Annotated in this window: 15 protein-coding genes and 3 pseudogenes; 6 read left to right on the top strand and 12 right to left on the bottom strand. The window is 68.3% G+C overall.

Features of this window, described 5'->3' with window-relative positions:
• Nucleotides 1–714, bottom strand: a pseudogene (locus JL475_RS34665) (IS6 family transposase); the annotation flags it as partial.
• A gap of 284 nt (nt 715–998) precedes the next feature.
• Here JL475_RS34665 and JL475_RS34660 point away from each other — a divergent pair.
• Nucleotides 999–4,058, top strand: a complete 3,060-nt coding sequence (locus JL475_RS34660) for a BTAD domain-containing putative transcriptional regulator (RefSeq protein ID WP_202282185.1) — start codon at nt 999–1,001, stop codon at nt 4,056–4,058.
• A 24-nt stretch (nt 4,059–4,082) separates the two neighbouring features.
• Here JL475_RS34660 and JL475_RS34655 read toward each other — a convergent pair whose 3' ends face one another.
• The 5 genes from JL475_RS34655 to JL475_RS34635 all read right to left on the bottom strand — a co-directional run bounded on the left by JL475_RS34655 (nt 4,083) and on the right by JL475_RS34635 (nt 8,389).
• Nucleotides 4,083–4,232, bottom strand: coding sequence for a hypothetical protein (locus JL475_RS34655; RefSeq protein WP_202282184.1), 150 nt, complete (start codon nt 4,230–4,232; stop codon nt 4,083–4,085).
• Nucleotides 4,233–4,293: 61 nt separating this feature from the next.
• Nucleotides 4,294–5,640 carry an MFS transporter gene (locus JL475_RS34650; protein ID WP_202282183.1) on the bottom strand — a complete coding sequence of 449 codons (1,347 nt, stop codon included), beginning with the start codon at nt 5,638–5,640 and terminating at the stop codon, nt 4,294–4,296.
• Nucleotides 5,637–6,782, bottom strand: a complete 1,146-nt coding sequence (locus JL475_RS34645; protein WP_237409117.1) for a hypothetical protein — start codon at nt 6,780–6,782, stop codon at nt 5,637–5,639. The genes JL475_RS34650 and JL475_RS34645 overlap by 4 nt, the downstream gene beginning before the upstream one ends.
• 89 nt (nt 6,783–6,871) lie before the next feature.
• Nucleotides 6,872–7,153, bottom strand: coding sequence for a hypothetical protein (locus JL475_RS34640; RefSeq protein WP_202282181.1), 282 nt, complete (start codon nt 7,151–7,153; stop codon nt 6,872–6,874).
• Nucleotides 7,154–7,168: 15 nt separating this feature from the next.
• A complete protein-coding gene (locus JL475_RS34635) occupies nt 7,169–8,389 on the bottom strand; it encodes a hypothetical protein (protein ID WP_202282180.1) in 1,221 nt (406 codons plus the stop codon).
• A 1,538-nt stretch (nt 8,390–9,927) separates the two neighbouring features.
• Between JL475_RS34635 and JL475_RS40685 the strand changes: the two are divergent.
• A pseudogene (locus tag JL475_RS40685) lies at nt 9,928–10,164 on the top strand (peptidoglycan-binding protein); the annotation flags it as partial.
• The gene (locus JL475_RS40680) at nt 10,159–10,572 is read left to right on the top strand and encodes a M23 family metallopeptidase (RefSeq protein WP_307825255.1); all 414 of its coding nucleotides are present in this window, start codon (nt 10,159–10,161) and stop codon (nt 10,570–10,572) included. The pseudogene JL475_RS40685 and the gene JL475_RS40680, both read left to right, overlap by 6 nt.
• 30 nt (nt 10,573–10,602) lie before the next feature.
• Here JL475_RS40680 and JL475_RS34625 read toward each other — a convergent pair.
• Nucleotides 10,603–11,169 (bottom strand): annotated as a pseudogene (locus tag JL475_RS34625) (IS5 family transposase); the annotation flags it as partial.
• A gap of 29 nt (nt 11,170–11,198) precedes the next feature.
• Nucleotides 11,199–12,436 (bottom strand): IS3 family transposase gene (locus JL475_RS34620; protein WP_202282178.1). Its coding sequence is split into 2 segments (ribosomal slippage): nt 11,199–12,112 and nt 12,112–12,436, totalling 1,239 coding nucleotides; the frame shifts between segments, so codons are not numbered across the junction.
• Nucleotides 12,437–12,593: 157 nt separating this feature from the next.
• On the opposite strand from JL475_RS34620, the gene JL475_RS34615 reads away from it, so the two are divergent.
• The 3 genes from JL475_RS34615 to JL475_RS34605 all read left to right on the top strand — a co-directional run bounded on the left by JL475_RS34615 (nt 12,594) and on the right by JL475_RS34605 (nt 15,292).
• Nucleotides 12,594–13,412, top strand: a complete 819-nt coding sequence (locus tag JL475_RS34615; protein ID WP_202282177.1) for a hypothetical protein — start codon at nt 12,594–12,596, stop codon at nt 13,410–13,412.
• A 424-nt stretch (nt 13,413–13,836) separates the two neighbouring features.
• Nucleotides 13,837–14,382 carry an SMI1/KNR4 family protein gene (locus JL475_RS34610; protein ID WP_202282176.1) on the top strand — a complete coding sequence of 182 codons (546 nt, stop codon included), beginning with the start codon at nt 13,837–13,839 and terminating at the stop codon, nt 14,380–14,382.
• A gap of 325 nt (nt 14,383–14,707) precedes the next feature.
• A complete protein-coding gene (locus tag JL475_RS34605) occupies nt 14,708–15,292 on the top strand; it encodes a hypothetical protein (RefSeq protein ID WP_202282175.1) in 585 nt (194 codons plus the stop codon).
• Between the two features lie 24 nt (nt 15,293–15,316).
• Here the strand turns inward: JL475_RS34605 and JL475_RS34600 are convergent, their stop codons facing one another.
• The 4 genes from JL475_RS34600 to JL475_RS34585 form a co-directional block, all read right to left on the bottom strand.
• Nucleotides 15,317–15,919, bottom strand: coding sequence for a S1 RNA-binding domain-containing protein (locus JL475_RS34600; RefSeq protein ID WP_307825254.1), 603 nt, complete (start codon nt 15,917–15,919; stop codon nt 15,317–15,319).
• A 264-nt stretch (nt 15,920–16,183) separates the two neighbouring features.
• A complete protein-coding gene (locus JL475_RS34595; RefSeq protein WP_237409116.1) occupies nt 16,184–16,693 on the bottom strand; it encodes a DUF4265 domain-containing protein in 510 nt (169 codons plus the stop codon).
• A gap of 292 nt (nt 16,694–16,985) precedes the next feature.
• Nucleotides 16,986–18,296: a plasmid partitioning protein gene (locus JL475_RS40675; RefSeq protein ID WP_237409115.1), complete on the bottom strand. Its 1,311-nt coding sequence runs from the start codon at nt 18,294–18,296 to the stop codon at nt 16,986–16,988.
• Nucleotides 18,293–19,447: a ParA family protein gene (locus JL475_RS34585; protein ID WP_202282174.1), complete on the bottom strand. Its 1,155-nt coding sequence runs from the start codon at nt 19,445–19,447 to the stop codon at nt 18,293–18,295. The genes JL475_RS40675 and JL475_RS34585 overlap by 4 nt, the downstream gene beginning before the upstream one ends.
• Nucleotides 19,448–19,715 lie beyond the last annotated feature (268 nt).

Here is a 19,715-nt window from a genome sequence, read left to right as displayed (position 1 = left end):
GGATGGCGAAGCGGAGGGTCATCTCGGTGCGGTATTCGGGGGCGGTCATCCGGTGGCGGCGGGGCCGGAAGTGGGGTGGATGCCGCCGAACGCGGACAAGAACCGCTGCGCCCCGCCGACGCTGCGGAAGCCCTTCATCGCGCGTTCACGCTGCCTCGTCGGCTGATGACTGTTCTCTGCCCGGTTGTTCAGGCCCTTGTGCGAGTGGTGCTCGACCGAGGGCATCACCTCGCGGTGGGCCGCCCCGTAGGAACGGAGCTTATCCGTGACGATGACCCTCGGCACGGCCCCGATTCCTTTGAGGAGCCGACGGAAGAAGCGCCAGGACGCGGCCTTGTTGCGCCGGTTCTGGACGAGGATGTCCAGCACGTTGCCGTCCTGGCCAGCCGCGCGCCAGAGGTACTTCTGCTCGCCGTTGATCGTGATGAAGACCTCGTCCAGGTGCCACTTGTCGCCAGGGCGGGGGTGCCGGCGGCGCAGGGCGTTGGCGTAGTCCTGCCCGAACGTGCCGCACCAGCGGCGCACCGTCTCGTAGGACACGAGGACGCCGCGCTCGAGCATGAGCTCCTCGACCTCGCGGAAGCCGAGCGGGAAGCGGACGTACAGCCATACCGCGTGGGAGATGATCTCCACCGGGTACCGGTGCCCCTGGTACGACGGCGATGCGGACGACACGAGCGATCCCCTCCCCGGCACGGTCAACTCCAAGATCATCCCAGGTCGGTCAGCTAACGTGACAACGCCCTTGCTGGTCGGGCCAGACGGTAGCGTGAGAACTCCCATCCTCCCAGCTCAGCGGGCACCTCTCTGCGTCAAGCTCTCCTCGTTCCGGTCACCGATCGGTGAATCCAGGCTCAGGGTCAACCCCGATGACCCGCCCGTCTCATAGAGCCTCGGCTTTTCGAGGCCCTCTTCTGACACCGCGTGATGCTGTGGTAGATCATGCATAGCATGAAACTACCGAGGGGGGAGCGGTGGTGGCGGACGATGAAAAAACAATGCAGCTGAGAGTTCTGGGACCGCTCGAGTGCTGGGTTGGGAGTGAGCGTCTGCACCTCGGTGGCGCCGCCCCTAGGCGCGTACTCGCCACACTTCTTCTGGAAGCGGGACACGTCGTCTCGGTGTCCCGCCTGGTGGACGCCGTCTGGGCCGACGCCCCGCCGACGGCCGAGCATCAGGTCCGCAAGGCCGTGGCCGAACTGCGCCGCCGTATCCCACAGGGCGCCCGGTTCGTCCTCACCGAGCCACCCGGCTACCGGATCGTCGCCGACCGTCACTCGCTGGACCTGGCGGAGTTCACCTGGCTGCTCGGGGAGGCGGACCGGCACACGGCCACGGGTGACCGGGAGGCCGCCCGTCGTGCTCTGGAGAGCGCGCTCGCCCTGTGGCGAGGTCCCGTACTTGGCGAAGCCGCCGGGCAGGTCATCGCGAACGCGGCGGCCTCCTTGGAGGAACGGCGTCTGGCCGCACTGGAGAAGCTGACCGATCTCCGCCTCGCGGCCGGCGAGTCGGGAGCGCTCGTCGCCGACCTCAGAGGCCTGGTCGACCGGCACCCCCTGCGCGAACCGCTGCGTGCCCAGCTCATGCTGGCTCTGTACCGGGACGGTCGGCCGGCCGAGGCGCTGGCCGAGTACCGCGCGGGACGGGAACTGCTGGTCGAGGAACTGGGCATCGACCCCGGGCCCCGGCTCAGCTCGCTGTACGAGTCGATACTCCGGGAGGATCCCGCGCTGCTGCCACCGGTGCACGAGACGGCCGACCTGCACGGCGTCACCCCGGGCGGCGAGGATACCGCGCCTGTTCGATCCGCCGCCCCGCCGGCCGGGCGGTCGGCGCCCTGCACGATCCCGTACGATCTCGCCGACTTCACCGGGCGTCGGGCCGAGCTGGATGCGATGCTCGGACCGCTGTCCTGCGCGTCGTCGTCCGCCGACGGCAGCTGCCGGATCGTCGCGATCGACGGCATGGGCGGCGCAGGCAAGACGTCCTTGGCCATCCGCGCGGCACGCACGGTGGCGGACATTCACCCTGACGGTCAACTCCACGTCGATCTGAGGGGGTTCACTCCGGATGAGCCCCCGCTGACCCCGGCGGTCGCGCTGGAGACACTGCTGCGCGACCTGGGGACGCCCACGGAACGCATCCCCGACGACCTCGACAGCCGTACCGCCCTGTGGCGTTCGAGCACGGCCGGGCTGCGTCTGCTGCTCCTGCTCGACAACGCGGCCGACGCTGCCCAGGTGCGCCCGCTGCTGCCGACGTCGACCGGCTGCAGCGTGCTGATCACCAGCCGCGCCCGGCTCGTTGACCTCGACGGAGCCGCCTGGCTCAGCCTCGAACCCCTCCCGCATAGTGACGGACGTCTCCTGCTGGAGGAGATTCTCGGCGGCGCGCGCCGCACAGCGGAGCCCGAGGCGAGCGACGAGCTGGTCCGGCTGTGCGGGCGGCTGCCGCTGGCCCTGCGCATCGTGGGCGCCCGACTGCGCAACCGCCCGCGCTGGACTCTGCGGTACATGGCCGACCGACTGTGCGACGAGGGACGCCTGCTGGAGGAGCTGTCCGCGGGCGAGCGCGGGGTGGCCGCCACGGTGCGCATGTCCTACCAGGCGATGGACGAGGAACACCGCACGGCCTTCCGGCTGCTCGCTCTGCACCCCGGTGTCGACATCGACGCACACGCCGCCGCCGCACTGCTCGGCACGGGCCTGTGGCACGCCGAACAACTGCTGGAGCGACTGCTCGACGTGCACCTGCTTCAGCAGCCCGACATGGGGCTCTACCGGTTCCACGACCTGGTGCGCACCTTCGCCCGGCAGCTACGCGGGACCGACACGCGCGGGGCGGACGGCGCGGCGGTGGGCCGACTGCTGGACTACTACCTGACGGCCACCGAGACGGCCTGCACGCTGCTCTTTCCCGGACGGCGCACCTGGCCCAGCGGCACGTCGCCCTACGGCGGACCGCTGCCGGCCCTCGCCGACCCCGGGACGGCGGCCCGCTGGTTCGACCGCGAACACAGCAGTCTGCTCAGCGCGGTGCACCTCGCGGACCGCAGCGACCTGGAACGACACACCGTGGGACTGACCCGCAATCTCGTCTTCCGCCTGAATACCCTCGGTCATTTCGAGGAGTTCCGCGACCTCAGCCGCATCGCGGTCGCCGCGGCCCGCCGCGCGGACGACCTCCCGGCTCTCAGTGTGAGCCTGTCGAACCTGTCCGTGGCCTGCTGGAAGCTCGGTCGGATCGACGAGGGCATCGAGGCGGCCACCGAGGGCAAGGACGTGGCCGTGGCCCTCGGTGACCTGCATACAGAGGCCCACAGCGAATCGACGCTCGGCCTGTTGCGTACGGTGCTCGGGCAGCACACCTCGGCACTGCCGCATCTGGACCGCGCTCTCGTCCTGGAGCGGGAACTGAAGGCGCTGCGGGCACAGGTGGAGACGCTCACCAATCTCAGCACGCTGTACGCCCAGTGGGGCAGGTACGCGGAGGCCGCCTCGTCGGCCCGGCAGTCCCTGCTCCTGAATCAGGACCTCGGCTACCGGGACAACGAGGTGATGGCGCTCATCGACCTCTCCTTCGCCCAGATGGGGCTGGGCGAGTTCGACGCGGCACTGGCCCGGCTGGAGCAGGCGACAGCCCTGTGCGACCGGACCAGCCCGCCGGGAGACGCGGCGCTGGCGCTGGCGCTGGCCGCCGAAGCGTCCGTGCTTCTCGGCCGCCGGCCGGAGGCGGCCGATCTCGCCGACCGGGCCGAGGCGCTCACGGTCACCAGTGGCAGCCTCACCCGGCAGGCCAGGATCGAGAACGTCGTCGGCCGCGTCCGGCGCCAGCTCGGCAGCAACGAACAGGCGTTGCGGCTGCACCGCCAGGTCTACGAGATCGCCTCGGCCATGCGTTACCGGGCCGAGGAGGCGCACGCGCTGTGCGGGATGGCCAAGGCCGTACAGGGACTGGGCGACGCGTCGGCGGCGGCCCGCTACTGGGACGCCGCCGACGAGGTCTTCGAGCTGATGGACACGCAGGCGCATGGCTCGGGCTGCTGCCTCACCGCCTGAACCGCCACGGCGCTCAAGGATGGTTCAGGGCTCGACGAGCGTGGGGCCCTGATTGTCCGCCAGTATGGGACGGGCCCCCTGGTCGGCGACGGGTCCGGCGACGCCCGCCGTCCCCGACATGGTGAGCAGGACGGCGGCGAGGAGGGGCAGGGTCCATATGGCCGGTCGGTTCACGGTTCCGCCTTCGTCAGGGGAGGGCTCGGACATGACGATCATGGCCGGGACACTTCCCGAATCATTCCCGTTCTCTTCCCGCGCCTTCCCGCGCCGGGTGGTGCGCGGTGGCATCCAGTCCGTCGCGGTGCACCCGGTCGAAGTGCCCCCAGCACGGTCCCATCACCAGCAGCAGGACACCGAACACGGCGTACACGGCGGTGCCGCCGACCATGTCCAGGGCGAATCCGGTTAGCAGGATACCGAGCGCGCACACCACCCGCCCGACGGCGTCTAGCAAGCCGCTCCAGGTACCTAGCAGGTGCAGCGGCGCACGGAGTTGCAGCACGAGCCCCGCCGACCGCAGGTACACGGTGAAGCCGATGCCGAAGAGGATCATGCACAGGGCGAGCAGGACGTCGTTGCGTCCCAGCAGCGGCATCGTGAGCGTCCCGGCGCCCGCCACGGCGGGCGACCAGTGCATGCTGCGGTACAGGCCCGCCGAGCCGCCCTTGGCCACGACGAGCCCGCCGACGATCGAACCGAGCGTCGAGAAGGCCATGAAGGTGGCGGCACGCGCCGGTGAGAGTCCGAGCTGTTCGCGCAGCAGGGCCAGCATGGACAGCACGACGGACGACAGCGCGAGCGTGGTCAGGGTGTCCAGGACGGCGTAGCGGCGCCAGGCGGCGCTACGCACGATGGTACGGGCGACCTCGCGGCGGGTCACCGGCCCGGCTGGCTCCGCCGCGTCCTTGTCGTCCGACCGCTCGCCCCGCGGGAGGACGGTGCGCCGATGGGCCCGGACCGCGGCGAGGACGACGCACAGCAGGAGCAGCGCGACGATCTGGAAGACGCCGGCCACCATCAGGGCGCGTGCGCCGGGCAGCAACGCCAGGACGCTGCCCGCGAGGACCGGTGACAGCAGTTCGCCGACCGACCGGGCGGTCGCTCCCACGCCCTGGACACGGACCAGAGTCTCGGGTGCCAACATGCGGGGCAGCAGGACCGACAGCGCCATCTCGCCGACCTGATGGACCATGTCGACGGTGGCCGCGGCGACGACGATGGCCCACAGCCGCCCGGACAGGAACGTCGAGCCCAGGCCGATGAGCCCGAACAGTCCGGTCTTCACGAGGTAGGCGATCACCAGCACCCGCAGCGGGCTGCCGCGGTCGATCAGGGGCGCGAACAGCAGGGAGGCGGCGACCTCGACCCCGTATCCGGCGAAATAGACGAGCCCGATGGTGGTGACGAGCCCGGACAGGTCCAGGGCCAGGTTGGCGAACGCCAGGTCGTAGACGCCCTCGCTCATGGCCCGGGCGAGGACCAGCGCGACGAAGCCGACGAGCAGCATGCCGAACCAGCGCCGGGCACCGGCCGAGAGGGCGGTGCCCGCACGCGTGTCGGGATTTTCCTGAACGGTGGTCATCCGAAGGCCAACTCCCGTACGACGGACTCCTCGACGAGCGAGCCGGGAGCAGTGTAGATGGGGAGTTCGCCGTGTGCGGGGACGGGCACGACGAGCTGGAGGTTGCGGCCGCTGCGGCCGTGGTGCACCTCGACCTCCATGCGGTAATGCAGCCGTCCGTTGCCGCGCACCCGGCTCAGCACGCCGGGTTCCAGCGTGAGCACGGTCCTCGGATCCTGGGGGAAGGGCAGCACCTGCGCGAGCCCGAAGGTCGGCGAGTCCGAACGGCGGTCGACGACCTCGATCTCCATCTCGGGGTTGTCGTACAGCAGCGGCGAGTATTTCGTAGTCATGTCGGGGTGGGCGCTGTAGAACGCGGGCCAGCTGCCGTCGGAGGTGTAGATCAGCGTCTCGGACAGACCGCTGGTGACGTTCGCGCCGACCGCGTACGACTGGTGCTGTACGGCCATGTGCGCCCCAACCTCGTAACCGACCGTGGCGAGCTGGCATGCGGGAGTGCTCACCGGCGCGACGCCCAGGTCGCGGTCCAGATAAAGCTGTTGACGCCTTCCGCCGACCTCCACGGTGGTGACCTTGCCCTCCGTGGTGGAGCCGCCGCGCCAGCTCATGGCGACGGCCTTGGAGATCAGGAACTGGGCCGACGGCGGGAGTTCCTCGGTGTTCGCGCGCACGGTGGGACGCCGGGCGTGCATGTCGTCCACCAGCCAGGTGGCGTTGTCGTGCAGCGGGTCCCACCCGGTGCCGGGGTCGCTCGGGGCGAGGATCGAGTAGTCGTTGCGCGTCGTCACATCGCCGAGATCCTCGAACCAGTGCGCGTATCCCGGCGGGATCCCCAGCACGCACGAGCCGTCGGCCGGCACCTTGATCTCGAACTTCCGGTCGAACTCGGGCGACCCGTCGCGGCAGTCGTACAGGTGGACGGTCACCGGACCGGTGCCGGGTGCGGCGAAGAAGGAGAGGCGGTCGTACTGGCCCCGGTGGACCCCGTAGTCCTTGTACGTGAACTGCGGGCTGTGCACGACGAAGTGGTACGGCACATCATTGCGGGAGGTCTTGACGCGGACCGCGCCGGGCAGTCCGCAGTCGTCCGCTGATCGCACGGACCTGCTCATGATCAGGTGAGGTTTGGGGAAGGTCTGCACGGCCTCCTCCTTCCTGGTGGACGTCGCCATGGGGTGGCACGGCGGCCCCCGGGGCGGACGGATCCGCCCCGGGGGGCCGTTCGGCGCTGCTACTGGATGGTGGTGACGGCCACGTCGTCGGGGAGCATGGCCTTCAGCTCCTCGATGTCGGCGAAGGAGTGCGAGGTGATCTCGGACTCGACGTCCGCCGTGAGTATGGTCTTCTGGATCTTACTCAGGACCGACCGGAAGTACTCCGGCTTCTCGAAGTACGGCTCGAGTGCGGAGCGCAGGCTCTCGAGGGCCGTGCGGGCGGACGCGTCGGTGACATCGCCGATCATGGAGTCGAGGTCCTGCTGCCAGCCGGTAACGTCCTTGGTGGTGATGGACATGGTGGACTTCCTCTCTCAAGTGAGGGACATGGCGGTCGCCTCCATACGCGCGAGCGCGTGCAGGGAGGCTCCAGGCAGGTAGCGGTCGCTGTCCTGCTCGGCTCGTGCGGCACCGGTCCCGTCCTCGTTGGCGAGCTCGGCGTCCTGTCCGGGAAAGTGCTGGACTGCGGTCGGATCGACGTCCAGCAGCTCCGTCTCGGACCGGAACCACGCCCGGCCGCGGCCGGTGAGTCGGTACCACGTTCCAGGGGGGATGCGCACGGCGATGGTGGGATCGCCTAGGCGCACGGTCTGCCGTTCACCGTCGGCGTCGATCAGTTCGACGGCGGCCTCGCGGCTGCCGGTCAGCCAGGTGAGATGCCGCCGGGAACGCTCGTGCCGGATGAACTTCTCGTCACCGAGCCCGAGTTCCACCTCCAGCACGTCGGACGTGCAGCTGTCCGTGGAGGGGACGAGAGTGAAGGACTCGGGTCCGGTGAGCGTGAAGTTGTTGCGGCGCACCGGCCCACCCGGCACGATCTCGACCTCCGCGGCACGCCAGTTCGGGCGCAGCGTCACATAGGTCACCCGGCCGCCGATGGTGGCGCGGTAACGGGCACCGTAGGCCCCGCGCACGGCGCCGCTCGTGCGCTGCGACATCCGGGAGACCAACAGGTGGGCCGAGACCGGCAGCTCGTGCCGGTTGGTCTGGACGACTGGGGCCGACGAGGCGGTGCGTGGGAAGGAGACCAGGTCGTTGTCCGGGTTCCAGTCCGGGTTGCTGTCCGCATACCAGACGGGCTCGTCGCGGGTGACGACGCCGCCGAGCCCGTCGAGGGTGTGGGCGACCCCCTTCGGGATGATCAGGACCCGGTACGCCGAGACCGCGAGTTCGATCGTGATCTCGTCACCGAGCTGCGGGCTGTCCTCGCGGCAGTCGATGAGGTGGACGGCGATCCGCTGGTCGTCACCGAAGAAGGTGAGACGGTCGTCCTGGCCGACATGGATGCCGTAGGTGGAGTAGGCGAACTCGGTCTCGTGCGTGACGTAGTCGGTGATGCCGGGGCCGGTCGTGATCCTGACGACCCGTGTCACCGGTGTGGTGCCGTCACCGGTGTCGACGTTGGTGGGCTCCAACCGCACCCCGGGCAGAGGGAAACTCTGCCCGGTGGTCTCGTCGGCGACGCGGTGGACTCCGGTGTGGCGTCGCTCGACGCTGCGGCTGAGCGCCTCCTGAACGTCCTGCTGTTCCAACATGCCCGGGACCTCCAAGGGGCGGTGCGGCTGCCTTCGGTCTGGTCACCACCTTGGGTGCCACCGGTCCCGGTACGTTCCCGTCACCTTCCCGCGGGATACCGTGCCGGTCCCGGGCAGCGGGATCCAACGCGGCGCAGGGCCCCAGGGCCACGGTGGGGGAGGTGCTTGCGCCGAGCACGGTCGACGGGCGAGGGCCGGGCCGACACGATCCCCCCCCGTTCACCAGCTTTCGCACGGCCGCGCGCATGGTGGCCCGGTTGATGAACAGGTGCCGCCCCGACGCAGCGTCGCCTCGGACTCGCCGTGCCTGCCGGCCACCGCGACCCGCTTGATGCCCATGTTGGTGCCCAGCCGAACGGCACCAGCAGCAGGCGGCGCCGCAGCAGCACATCCTTGGACAGGTTCTCCCGCGACGCGCTGGTCCGACGACTCGTTGCCGCCCAACCATCGCACCCGGCAGGTTGACGGACGGCTCAGCGAGGCGTTGTCACGTTGGCTGGAGGCGGCGCGGACGGAGGGCCGTGTGGAGCGCGCAGACCGCGGGCCCGGCTGGAGTTGTCCGACCAGGCGTGGGAGGTGCTTGCGCAGGCGGGCGGCAACGTGTCGGTGCTACACCGGCATCTGAAGGATGCCGGGGGCGAGGTACCCTCGCTGGCGTCGTTGTACCGGGTGGTGCGCCGGGACCTGGAGGCCGGCATCGCCCTGCCGGATCGCGCGGTTGTGCGGCGGGAACGGGAGGAGCAGCACACGCGGCAGGCACTGGCTGACCTTGCCCTGACCGGGCCGAGTGAGGGTGACGTGGCGAAGGCGGCCGTGCGCCAGCCGCCGCACCCCATGCCGGCGGCGTTCGCGGGCTTGCCGGCGGGGGCGATGCGGTGGCGGGTGTGGCGTTTCCGGCGGGAGCGCAGTTGGTGCGGACGTCGTCTGCGATGTGCCGGGTTCGTGCCAGTGGAGTGGCCGGCGGTCGTTGCCGGCCGCTGCCGGCCGTCTTCCCGCTGGCCGCGGTGGGGGCGTGTGACGGGCCGCCGCTGACACCGGGGTGGCACAGGCATCGGATTGCACTGTCATGAGGCGGTGTATCCCCGGGTGGTTCGCCGGCATGGAGCCGAGAGGTCGCAGATGAGCGCTGTCACGCCCGGGTCACGGAGCGGTGACACCGCAGGAGAAAGATTTACACAAATGCCCTAAAAAGTGGAGACAGGGTCCTCCTTGGACCGTGTCGCGGGATGAGCGGGCGTGACCGAGGTGGGCAGGTCGTGGACCAGGGCCGACGGGTCCCGCGTGGAGCGTGAGCCGGGCCCGCCGTGGACGTGGGCCACGGCCGCTCCCATAGGCCACCGTCATGGCACGGACCGGCCCGGCTCGAATCTTCGCCGCCCGGGTTTGGCGGGTCGGCCTCACCCGGCCTCGCCCCCCCGTACCGGAGAAGGCCGTCCGGCATCGCGGCGGTCGGCCGGGTGCACGGACCGCTCCCGTCCCCACGGGCGAATTCAGGGTCCTCGTCTCTGCGACATACCACGGAGGTCGCGATGGCTGCGCACGAGCCGTTCCCCGGAGCGGCGTTCTTCAAGCCGGGGCAGAGAAGCCCGATCATCACCGCGATGGGGAAACGCCTCGTCGCGGAGGGATGCGGGCGGTACCAGGCGGGACCCGGACCCGAGTGGACCGAGGCGGACCGCCAGTCCTACGCGGCCTGGCAGCGCAAGCTGAAGTTCTCGGACGACGCGGCGGACGGCATCCCCGGCCGACAGTCCTGGGACCGGCTCCAGGTGCCCGCAGTCGGCGATGGGGCCGGGGGCGGCCGGATCTCCTCGCCGGTGCCCGGGCACACCGTGACCACGCCCTATCGCAAGAAGGGCCCGAAGTCGCAGTGGCGCCTGGGCTACCACACGGGGGCGGACTACGCCGCCCCGAAGGGCACGAAGTGCCTCGCGGTCCGCAACGGGTCCATCACCCGCGCAGGGAGGGAGGACGCCTTCGGTGACTTCCTCGTCCTGCGTGCCGACGGCTTCGACTACTTCTACTGCCACCTGTCCGAGCAGCTGATCACCAGTGGTCCCGTGCGGGCCGGGCAGACGATCGGCCGCGTTGGTAAGACCGGCAACGCCAACGGTCCGCACCTGCACTTCGAAAAGCGCCCCCGGGGCGGGGGCTTCGGGTCCGACGTGCCGCCCAACTGGTAGGGAAGATCTCCGGTTCAGCTTCCTTCGGTACTCGATGCCCTTGCGGGCGATGCGGTGGCGGATACCGCGCTTACGCAGCCATCGCTGCAGGTGGTCGTAGTCGTACCCCTTGTCGCCGTGCAACTTGCCGGGCCGTCGCCGACGGGGCCCGTGGCGGGAGTGGATGGGCGGGATCCCTTTCACCAGGGGTCCCAGGGCCTGGCTGTCGTGGAGGTTGGCCGCGGAGATCCCCCGGGACAGGGGCAGCCCGCTGCGGTCGCAGATCAGGTGGATTTTCGATCCGCTCTTGCTACGGTCGGTCGGATTCGGTCCGGTCAGTGGCCCCCCCTTTGCCGCCCGGATGCTGACGGAGTCGATTGCGCACCGCGACCAGTCCAGCTCGCCGCGGGCGCCGAGCTCGTCGAGGATGACGCGGTGGAGCTTCGCCCAGACCCTCTCCCTGCTCCACTGAGCGAAGCGCCGGTTGACCGTGGGCCAGGCCGGACCGAACACCGGCGGAAGCTGTCGCCAGGTGCAGCCCGAGGTGGCCAGGTAGATGATCGCCGCCAGGATCTCGCGGTCACCGGCCCGTCGCCGGCCCCCCGCCCTGGGGCCTTGTCCCCGGAGAGTGGACACCATTCGTGTCGTTATGCGGTAAGTGTCAGGGTAGCTGACTGCTGCTCGTAAGCGATCGGTGCCTGCTGCCCGAGGCGTGAGTGCCTGCGGCGGGTGTTGTAGCGGGTGGTCCAGCGGAAGACGGCCAGGCGGCAGGCGCGGACCCCGTTGAAGCGGCGGGCGCCACGAAGCGTCTCGCGTTTGAGGGCCGCGTTGAACGACTCGGCGAGGGCATTGTCCGCGCTCGTGCCGACCGCGCCCATGGACTGGGTCACTCCCAACTCGGCGCATATATCGGCGAATTGGCGGGAGGTGTACTGCGCTCCGTGATCGCTGTGGAAGACGGCGCCGGCCAGGCTGCCCCGCGTTCGGGCGGCAGCCCGGAGCGCATCGGCGACCAGCGAGGTGCGCATGTGATCGGCGATCGACCAGCCCACCAGACGGCGCGAGAAGCAGTCGATCACCGTCGCCAGATACAGGAACTCGCCGTCGCCCACCGGCAGGTAGGTGATGTCGCCGACGTACTTGAGGTTCGGCGCGCTCGCGGTGAAGTCGCGCCGCAGCAGGTCCGGCACCGGGGCGGCGGACGGTTCGGGCACGGTGGTGACCTGGCGCCTGCGCAGCCGCAGCCCGGCGATGCCGTACTTGCGCATGACGCGTCCGACCCGCTTGTGGTTCACGCGCTCGCCGTCGTCGCGCAGCTCGGCGGTGATCCGCGGGCGACCGTAGGTGCCGTCCCACTCGGCGTGCACGGCCCGGATCCGCTCGGCGAGCGCGGCGTCGGCCCGCTCGCGCGCGGCGCGGGCCGCACGGCTGGTCCGCCACTTGTAGAAGCTGGAGCGGGCCACCTCCAGCACCTGGCACAACCGCTGCACGCCGAAGGCGCGGTGGTGGTCCTCGATGAACTGGAAGCGGTTGGTCACCAGGTCATCTCTTGTGCGAAAAACTTTGTCGCCTTGCGGAGAATGTCCCGTTCGGTGGCGAGCCGGTGCATCTCCTTGCGCGCTGCCGCCGGCTCCCGGCGCAGGGCCTCGTTCTCGGCCTGAAGCTCCTCGGCCGTCGGCGGGGAATCCACCGTGTTCTTCTCCGTGCTCGTGCTCGTCGTGCTGCCCCCGCCGTGGCGGGCCCGTTCGGCCCGCACCCGGTTGCGCAGCGTCTCGCGGCTGATCCCCAGATCCTTGCCGATGCCCTCGAAGGTGTGGCTCGGGTCCGACAGGTACAGCGCGACCGCGTCCGCCTTGAACTCGGGCGAGTAGACCTTCATCACCATAAAAGATGCCTCCTGCCCGGCCCCTGCCGGGGCCGGTATCGGAGGTGTCCACCACTCGGGGACAGGTCCCGAACGCCTGCCCCGCTGGACCGACCAGGTCCTGGCGCAGGCACCTCCGGGGCACCGGCAGATCGTCAGCCCCTTCGCGCACTGGTACGTGATCCGCCGTCACCGCGACCGGACCCGGCGCGGCCAGGGGCTGGGCTCCTCATCCCTGGCAAGGACCCGCTCCCTCATCCTGCGCGCACTGGAGCTGCTCGCCTGGCTGGACGACGAAGGCCTTGCCCTGGCCGACCTCAACCAGTCGGCGCTCGATCGCTGGCTGTCCCAGGGCACGCGGCAGCGCAGGGACATCCGCCCGTTCCTGCAATGGGCACACCGCCACAAGCTCGCCCGCAGCCTGAACGTTCCGACGCGCCGGGTGGAACAGCCCAGCATCTTCATTGAGGACGACGAGCGCGTGCAGCAGCTCCGGCGCTGTGTCGAGGACGAGCACATCCCTCTCACCGCGCGAGTCGTCGGCAGCCTCGTCCTCCTCCTCGGGCTTCAGATCAGCAAGATTCTCCGACTCACCACTGAGGATGTCTCGCGGAACGAAAGCACCGTCCGCCTGCACCTGAACGGCCACCACGTGGACTTGCCGCCCCGCATCTCGGACCTTGTCGGGCAGCTCCTCGAACAAGCCGAATCGGCCTGGCAGAACAACCGCTCCGCCAGCACAACCCCCTGGCTCTTTCCGGGCCACAATCCGGCCCGTCCGCTTCGCCTGGAGTCGATCAACCTCCAACTCCGGAAGTACGGACTCAAGGGACTCGCCGGCCGCAACGCGGCCCGCCTCGCCTTGGCCTCCGATGTTCCGGCATCGATCCTCGCCGAACTGACAGGCACCAGCGTGAGCAATGCGACCCGGTGGGCCACCCTGGCCAAGCGGGACTGGACGGGGTACATCGCCGCCCGCCGACAGTCGGACGCGTAAGTACAGGGCGTGATCTGATCACGTTGCCTCCGTCGACCGTGTCACGTCGCAGGCGTACCCCCTCTTGAAAGAGGCGCTCCCCGGGGCAGCCAGGGGCGTGGTGGCTCTGTCCACGAGAACGGGTTCTGGCGCACATTCCGTGAACGATCTTGCTGGCTCTCGCCGGCAGGAGGCGCGCACGTTACGTGAGCTGCGAGGACCACGCGTCACTGGAGTCCGGTGAAGCCGGACTCAAGATCGTTCACGGAATGTGTGCCAGAACCCGAGAACGGACAGCGGATGTTCAGCACTTCGGGAGGCACCGGAACCGTCCCCTGTTCGATGTTCACGAGAATGGGCCGCGCTGGCTGACAGAGGGCATCGAAGGGCGGCAGCAGATGGGGTCTCAAGATCAGATGTCAGCCTCTTCTGCCAGCATGCTGCCGTGACGACCACACCTGATCAGCGTCTTGTTGAGGCCACCCTCGACTTCCTGCGTTCTGCGTTCGCGCCCGAGTGGCGCGAGCCTCCCCTCGGCCATGAAGTCGTCGCAACGTGGGAGACCGAGAACCGGGTGACGCTCCCGGAGCCGTACAGAACCTTCGTTGCGGAGATCAGCAACGGGTGCAGCCTCGGTCCCGCAGAAGATGGCGGTCTGCAGCCGCTCGGGTGGCTGCCCGAGAGCTGGCCGGACCTCGGTCCGCGGCAGCCAGGGGAACTGTTCCCCCTGGAGGCGGCCTGGCAGTGGGAGGACGACGAGACGGTCGACCCTGAGGACGATCCACGCACCGACGCCGTGTACACCAAGGGGTCGATCGTTCTCGGTTCAGAGGACGGGCAGTCGTTCTGGGTGCTGGTGACCATGGGACCTCGCCGGGGCGAGGTCTGGATGGTGTCCGACGTAGGAGCCGGCCCGGTGCCCGGGGAGGACGCCTGGGGCTTCGAGCAGTGGGTGCAGCAGTGGCACTCCGGCAACGATTGGACGGCCTGATCGCTGCCTCCGGCGCTGCCGAAACACATGGACAGTTCGATTCGAGTGAAACAACCAGGTGCCTCCCGAAGTGCTGAACATCCGCTGTCCGTTCTCGGGTTCTGGCACACATTCCGTGAACGATCTTGAGTCCGGCTTCACCGGACTCCAGTGACGCGTGGTCCTCGCAGCTCACGTAACGTGCGCGCCTCCTGCCGGCGAGAGCCAGCAAGATCGTTCACGGAATGTGCGCCAGAACCCGTTCTCGTGGACAGAGCCAGGCGTGGCCGGGGCATTGTCCGTGCCAGGCCCTATCGTGCGGACATCGTCGTTGGGGAGGGCAACCGTGGGGTTTTCGGGCCACCTGGTCTTCGGCCGCAGCGAGCGCTCACTGCTGGAGGTGCCAGCTTTCGGCAGCATTCACCGGGAGCTGAAGGAGACCGTGCACGCGTGGCTGCCGCGGCCGGGCGGCTGGCAGACACTCCAGCTTGATCACGGCCTATGGGAAGAAGAGGATCTCCGCGCCCTGGTGGAGTGCACTGGGCAGGCGGCTTGCGTCGCTGACGTCTACGACAGTGACGTCGCCCTCGTCACCGGGATGAGCGCCGACGGACAGAGCTGGCGGGCATGTCTGAACCTTCAGGTGGCCGCCTTGCTGTGGGCCGAGGAACCCGAGGACTTGGACGACCAGAGCATGTGGGTGAACACGCCGGAGTTCAACGAAGCGGTGCAGCGCAAGCGCGCTGAGCTTGACGCGGAGGTGCCGGCCTCTGCTCAAGACGCTCTGGCGTGGGCAGCAGCAGCTGGCGTCGGAGGCGTGGCAGGGCAGTCGGAGATCGAGGACCTCTTGCGCTCCCAGCAGACCTTCGTCGAGGACCTGTTCGACGCGCTGCTGGACAGGCTGGGCTTTCCCGAGGCCGCACAGCGATAAGGAGCGGCCGATAGAGCTCAGGAGTCAGAGGTTCTCAGCAACGGCGCAGAGCCTTACGCGGTGCCGCTGACGGTCAACCTCCGCAACCCGCACCGTGATCTGGTCGCCCTCGCTGACGAGCCGGTCAGGGCTTTCGGCAGGCGCGCTGGTCAGCTCGGAGAGGTGCAGAAGGCCCTCCACGTCGGGAGCGAGCCGGACGACCACACCGAACGGGAGGATCTTTGTGATGGTGCCGCGGAGGACGTGGCCTGTGTGAGCAGCGAACCGGACGAGGGGGTCCTCCTGCAGAGCTTTCAAGGAGATGGTGACCTGCCCCTGGCGCGTCTCGGACATGATCACTTTGCCGGTGATCCTCCGACCGGTCTCGACCGCTTCCGCGGGGTGGCTGATCGGTGACCAGGTCAGGTCGGGCACGCGGACGAATCCGGTGCACAGGTCGTCGGGCTCGCCGTCCAGATGGACGAAGACTCCGAAGTTGTGGACCCCCGACACGGTCCCGGACACCAGCTGCCCCGGCTTGAGGGCCAAGAGAAAGGCCCGGAGTTCAGAGTTCTCGCAGGCCCGGGCGGAGAGTGTCAGCTGTCCTCGCCAGCGTCCGATCTCTTCGGCCTCGATCCGCTGGCCCACCGTGAAGAGCTCGGAAGGGTGGCCGATGCGGTGAATCGACGCCTCGTGTCGCGGGATGCGACCGACTTCGGCACCCCGTCGCCCGGTTCCCCAAGCGTGACGAGGACATCCGGTCCGTCGAAGCCCGCGACTGTCACGCTTCTCACCGGACCGGGCTGGAGCTTGTTGACCAGAGACCACAAATGAGGGTCGGACTCGGACATGGGCGGACCCTAAGCTCCCCCGGCACGGAGTGAGCCCGAGGCCGCTGTCAGACCCTTGTCGTTAGGCGTTCCACCAGGCATCACTGCCGCAGCCGACCTCGTAGTGCCACCAGCCGTCTGCCTCACCATGGATGAGAAGGTTCTTGACCGCTGAGAAGTCGGCGCCGGCCGGCACGGTGAAAGCGACCATCGGGAAGTCCGCGCTGAAGACCTCGCCCCCAAGTCCGAACGCCTCGAACCGCTTATGGACGGCCTGGGGGCTGCGGCCCAGGGGACCAGAAGGGATCGGCACGACCCGAACAGTGCAGTTGCCCGACGCGGTGACACGTCCGATGGCCCAGTGGACCCCGTCGGCGTCGGTACGGAACCGAACGATGTCGCCTTCGGCGACTCCATCCTGAAGGAACGCAGCGTTCATCACGCGAGCAGTGTCATCGCCGATCTTCATCGCCCATAGGCCCTCGGTGTCTTGAGGGATCCAGCCCTCTCGAGGCACGAATCGGAACCACACCTTGATCCGGTCGGCCTCCGCCACCTGGTCTGCAGTCGTTTCATGCATGGCGGACATCATGCTCCACGAAGGTCCAGAGCGATCTGCAGACAGCCGAAATAGCGCAGCTGAGGAACAACGGCACTGCGCCAGTATTCACCGAGCCCGGTGCCGTCCCGACCACTGCTATGTGTCACCCGGCCACCCCAGTGACCGCCGCCAGCATCTCCAACCCTGACGAAGACGCGCCAGCGACCTGAAACACGTAACCGACATGCCAAGGCCCGGCTTCCCGTCACGATGAGGGAAGCCGGGCCTTTCTGTGTTTCAAGGCGCCCCTGTTCTTGCAGCGCTTCGTGTCGCACTGTCGAGGTCAAGCCGTCATGGTCTCGCTCGTGAACTCGGCAAGCAGGGACTGTAGCGACTCCGGGTCGTGTTGCTTTGCCTCCCTCAGCATGTCCTTCAACAGGTTGAGGGAGGGGTTCAGCCCGGCCCTGTCCCAGCACTTCGTTGCCATCAAGCGCGTGGACTCCAGGAAGTCCTCAGGCTCCATCTTGACTTCCAGATGCATGGCCACATAGACGGGGTTGTCATACGGCAACCGCTTGGGCTGGCTGGCCTCCTGCTCCTCTTCCGTGCCCGCTGCATCACCAGCCGGGTCGTTCCGCTGTCCGGGCAGCGCCGAAGAGGACTCCGCCGTCTTCTTGCCACCGTTCAGTGTCCGACGCTTCTGCACTGAGACGCCCGTAGCGTCCGCTGTGCCGGAGTGGCCGGATGGTTCGTTGTCCGCGGACAACGAACTCGACTGCTGAGTCGTCTGCGCAGCATCGCCTTCGGACTCGGTGCCGTTGTTGTCCGCGGACAACAAAGCCCCTGCGGCCGTCCCCGCCTGGGCTCCCCGTACGAGCTCCAGCGCTTCCTTCTCCTGCTGCTTGAGCATGGCCGCTGCCGTCTTCGTCTGCTCAAGATGATCCAGTAGCGCTGCGGCACCAAGACCTGGATTGTCCTTCAAATGGCGGGCAAGGAGCCGGCCATCACGCTCCGCGAGGCTGCCAGCGCTGAGCATCGACTGCAACTCCGCCGGCAGCTCCAACAGGATGAGCTGGTTGGTTACCCAGGACCGGTCCTTCCCCAACTGCTCAGCGGCACGAGAACGAGCACCACGCTCCCCCTTCTCCGCACAGACGTCCACCAAGTGCTGCACACCTCGGGCCCGCTCTATGACGTCGAAGTCTTCACGGTCGAGGTTCTCCTTGAGCAGGTGATTGATGAACTGCTCACGAGAGGAAGCCAGGTCGTCCCGGACAACAAAGTCCAGCGCTTCCACCCCGACATGAACGCCGCTCCGATAGCGCCGCTCACCGTTGATCAGAACATGCTTGGCGGAACCGATCCGTTCCTCATGCTCGGGCCACAGCATCAGGTAGGCGTCACGAGTGACAGCGACACAGGCCGACAACTGCGCCTGACGCAGCTCCTCACCGAAGCGAGTCAGCTCCTCCTCCGTGCCGAAGTTCCGGCGCGGATTCAACGGGGTGGGCGCGACCTCGTCCAGCTGCAGCCGCACAAGCTCATACGCAGGCACATCCCCCTGAGCGACGGCCTTGGCACGACCTCGGGCACTACGTCCTCGAGTAACGTTGCCGAACGACGATCCGGTCCCCAACTTGTCGGCGACACTCATGCGCTGATCCTCCGTGCCACAGTCCGCATCACATCTGCCTGGTCACCGTAGGGCGCGTGCACGAGCAGCGGCTTCTTCACACGGACCGCTTCGCGCTGGTCCTTCAGCTCGGGAACCACGGCGAGGACGGGCGGTTCGCCGATGTTGCGCCATTCGTCGAGCGATGACGTGGCGACGAAACCCTTGCGGCTGTCGTACATGTTGACCACGAAGCCCAGCAGAGCAATGTCGATGTCCATGTCCTCAATGAGGTCCTGGACCTGGTCGTAGAGCATGTCGTAGGCGTCAGCGGAGGAGTCCTCGGCCAGCACTGGGACCACGATGCCGGAGGCGTTGGGTTCTTCCCCGTCACGGGTGCGGCAGTAGTACAGGGCGGTGTCCATGGAGTAGCCCAGGCTCGGGGGGCAGTCGACGATGATGTAGTCGAACTCCTGCTCCACCGGCTCGAGGGCCTTCTCCAACGCCGTCTCCTTGATACGTACGGCCTTGGTGGTGGCCAGCTTCGCATCGAGTAGGAACGCGTCCTTGCAAGCGGGCAGCAGCCACAGATGCTCTTCGAAGTCACCACCCTTTATCGGCACGAGCAGCTCGCTCAGCTCGCCCTTGGCCTCCTTCAGCATGTGCTTGGCCAAGCTGGCCTCATCGATGTCGAGCATCGGATAGCCAAGCTGCTTGGTGAGGTGGCCCTGCGGGTCGAAGTCGATAAGCAGCGTGCGGTGCCCAGACTCTGCGAGCGCTTGGGCGACGCCGGCGGAGACCGATGTCTTGCCCACGCCGCCCTTCTGGTTACCGAAGATGATCCGGCGCGCTCCGGTGACCCGCGCTGGCCTCGGGCGTGGGGACGGGTTGCTGTCGAGCCACAAGCGGATCGACTGGGCGATCCCCTGGTTGTAAGAGACGCTGCGGGCCTTGCAGTCCTGCTTGAGCTTGCCGTACAGCCCGGCCGGGAGATAGGTCGCGAACGACGTGCCCCCAGCGGTGTCGACCACCGGGCGGTCCTTTGCCTTCCGCCAGGCCTCAACACCTTCAGTGACGGCGTCCTGGATGTCCTTCCCCAGTTCCGCCGCCCGGACCTTCAACTCCTTGCGCAGCTCAGCAGGCAGCTTGGCTACTACCTTTTCCCGATCGGTCGGGTCGTATGGCGCGGTCATGGCGCTACCTTACTCGCCTGAACCGGTTCGGAAACCCCGTAAAGCACGTGTCTGCCCACGTTTGTTGGCCGCGGACAACAAACGTCCAGGCCTCTCAATCACGAGTGAACGTTGTCCGCGGACAACAAGCAGGCCCAGGACGGCCACGCCAACCTGCCTGCCAGAACAGCCCGCCAGGCCCATGAACGAGCATGGGTGCGGCTCCTTCCGAGGGAAAGTCGTTGATCAGGCGTCGAGTTGGTAGTGGTGCTGGTCGGGGTAGGTGCGC

The organism is Streptomyces sp. M2CJ-2 (assembly GCF_016757295.1).
GTDB lineage: Bacteria > Actinomycetota > Actinomycetes > Streptomycetales > Streptomycetaceae > Streptomyces.
Note: the sequence above shows the minus strand (reverse complement) of the source record. Positions and strands in the feature narration are given on the sequence as shown.

Bases quoted from the DNA above. Each gene is read 5' to 3' on its own strand.
- JL475_RS34660 (WP_202282185.1), top strand. From the start codon at position 999: ATGCAGCTGAGAGTTCTGGGACCGCTCGAGTGCTGGGTTGGGAGTGAG.
- JL475_RS34650 (WP_202282183.1), bottom strand. From the start codon at position 5,640: ATGACCACCGTTCAGGAAAATCCCGACACGCGTGCGGGCACCGCCCTC.
- JL475_RS34640 (WP_202282181.1), bottom strand. From the start codon at position 7,153: ATGTCCATCACCACCAAGGACGTTACCGGCTGGCAGCAGGACCTCGAC.
- JL475_RS34635 (WP_202282180.1), bottom strand. From the start codon at position 8,389: ATGTTGGAACAGCAGGACGTTCAGGAGGCGCTCAGCCGCAGCGTCGAG.
- JL475_RS34595 (WP_237409116.1), bottom strand. From the start codon at position 16,693: ATGATGTCCGCCATGCATGAAACGACTGCAGACCAGGTGGCGGAGGCC.
- JL475_RS40675 (WP_237409115.1), bottom strand. From the start codon at position 18,296: ATGAGTGTCGCCGACAAGTTGGGGACCGGATCGTCGTTCGGCAACGTT.
- JL475_RS34585 (WP_202282174.1), bottom strand. From the start codon at position 19,447: ATGACCGCGCCATACGACCCGACCGATCGGGAAAAGGTAGTAGCCAAG.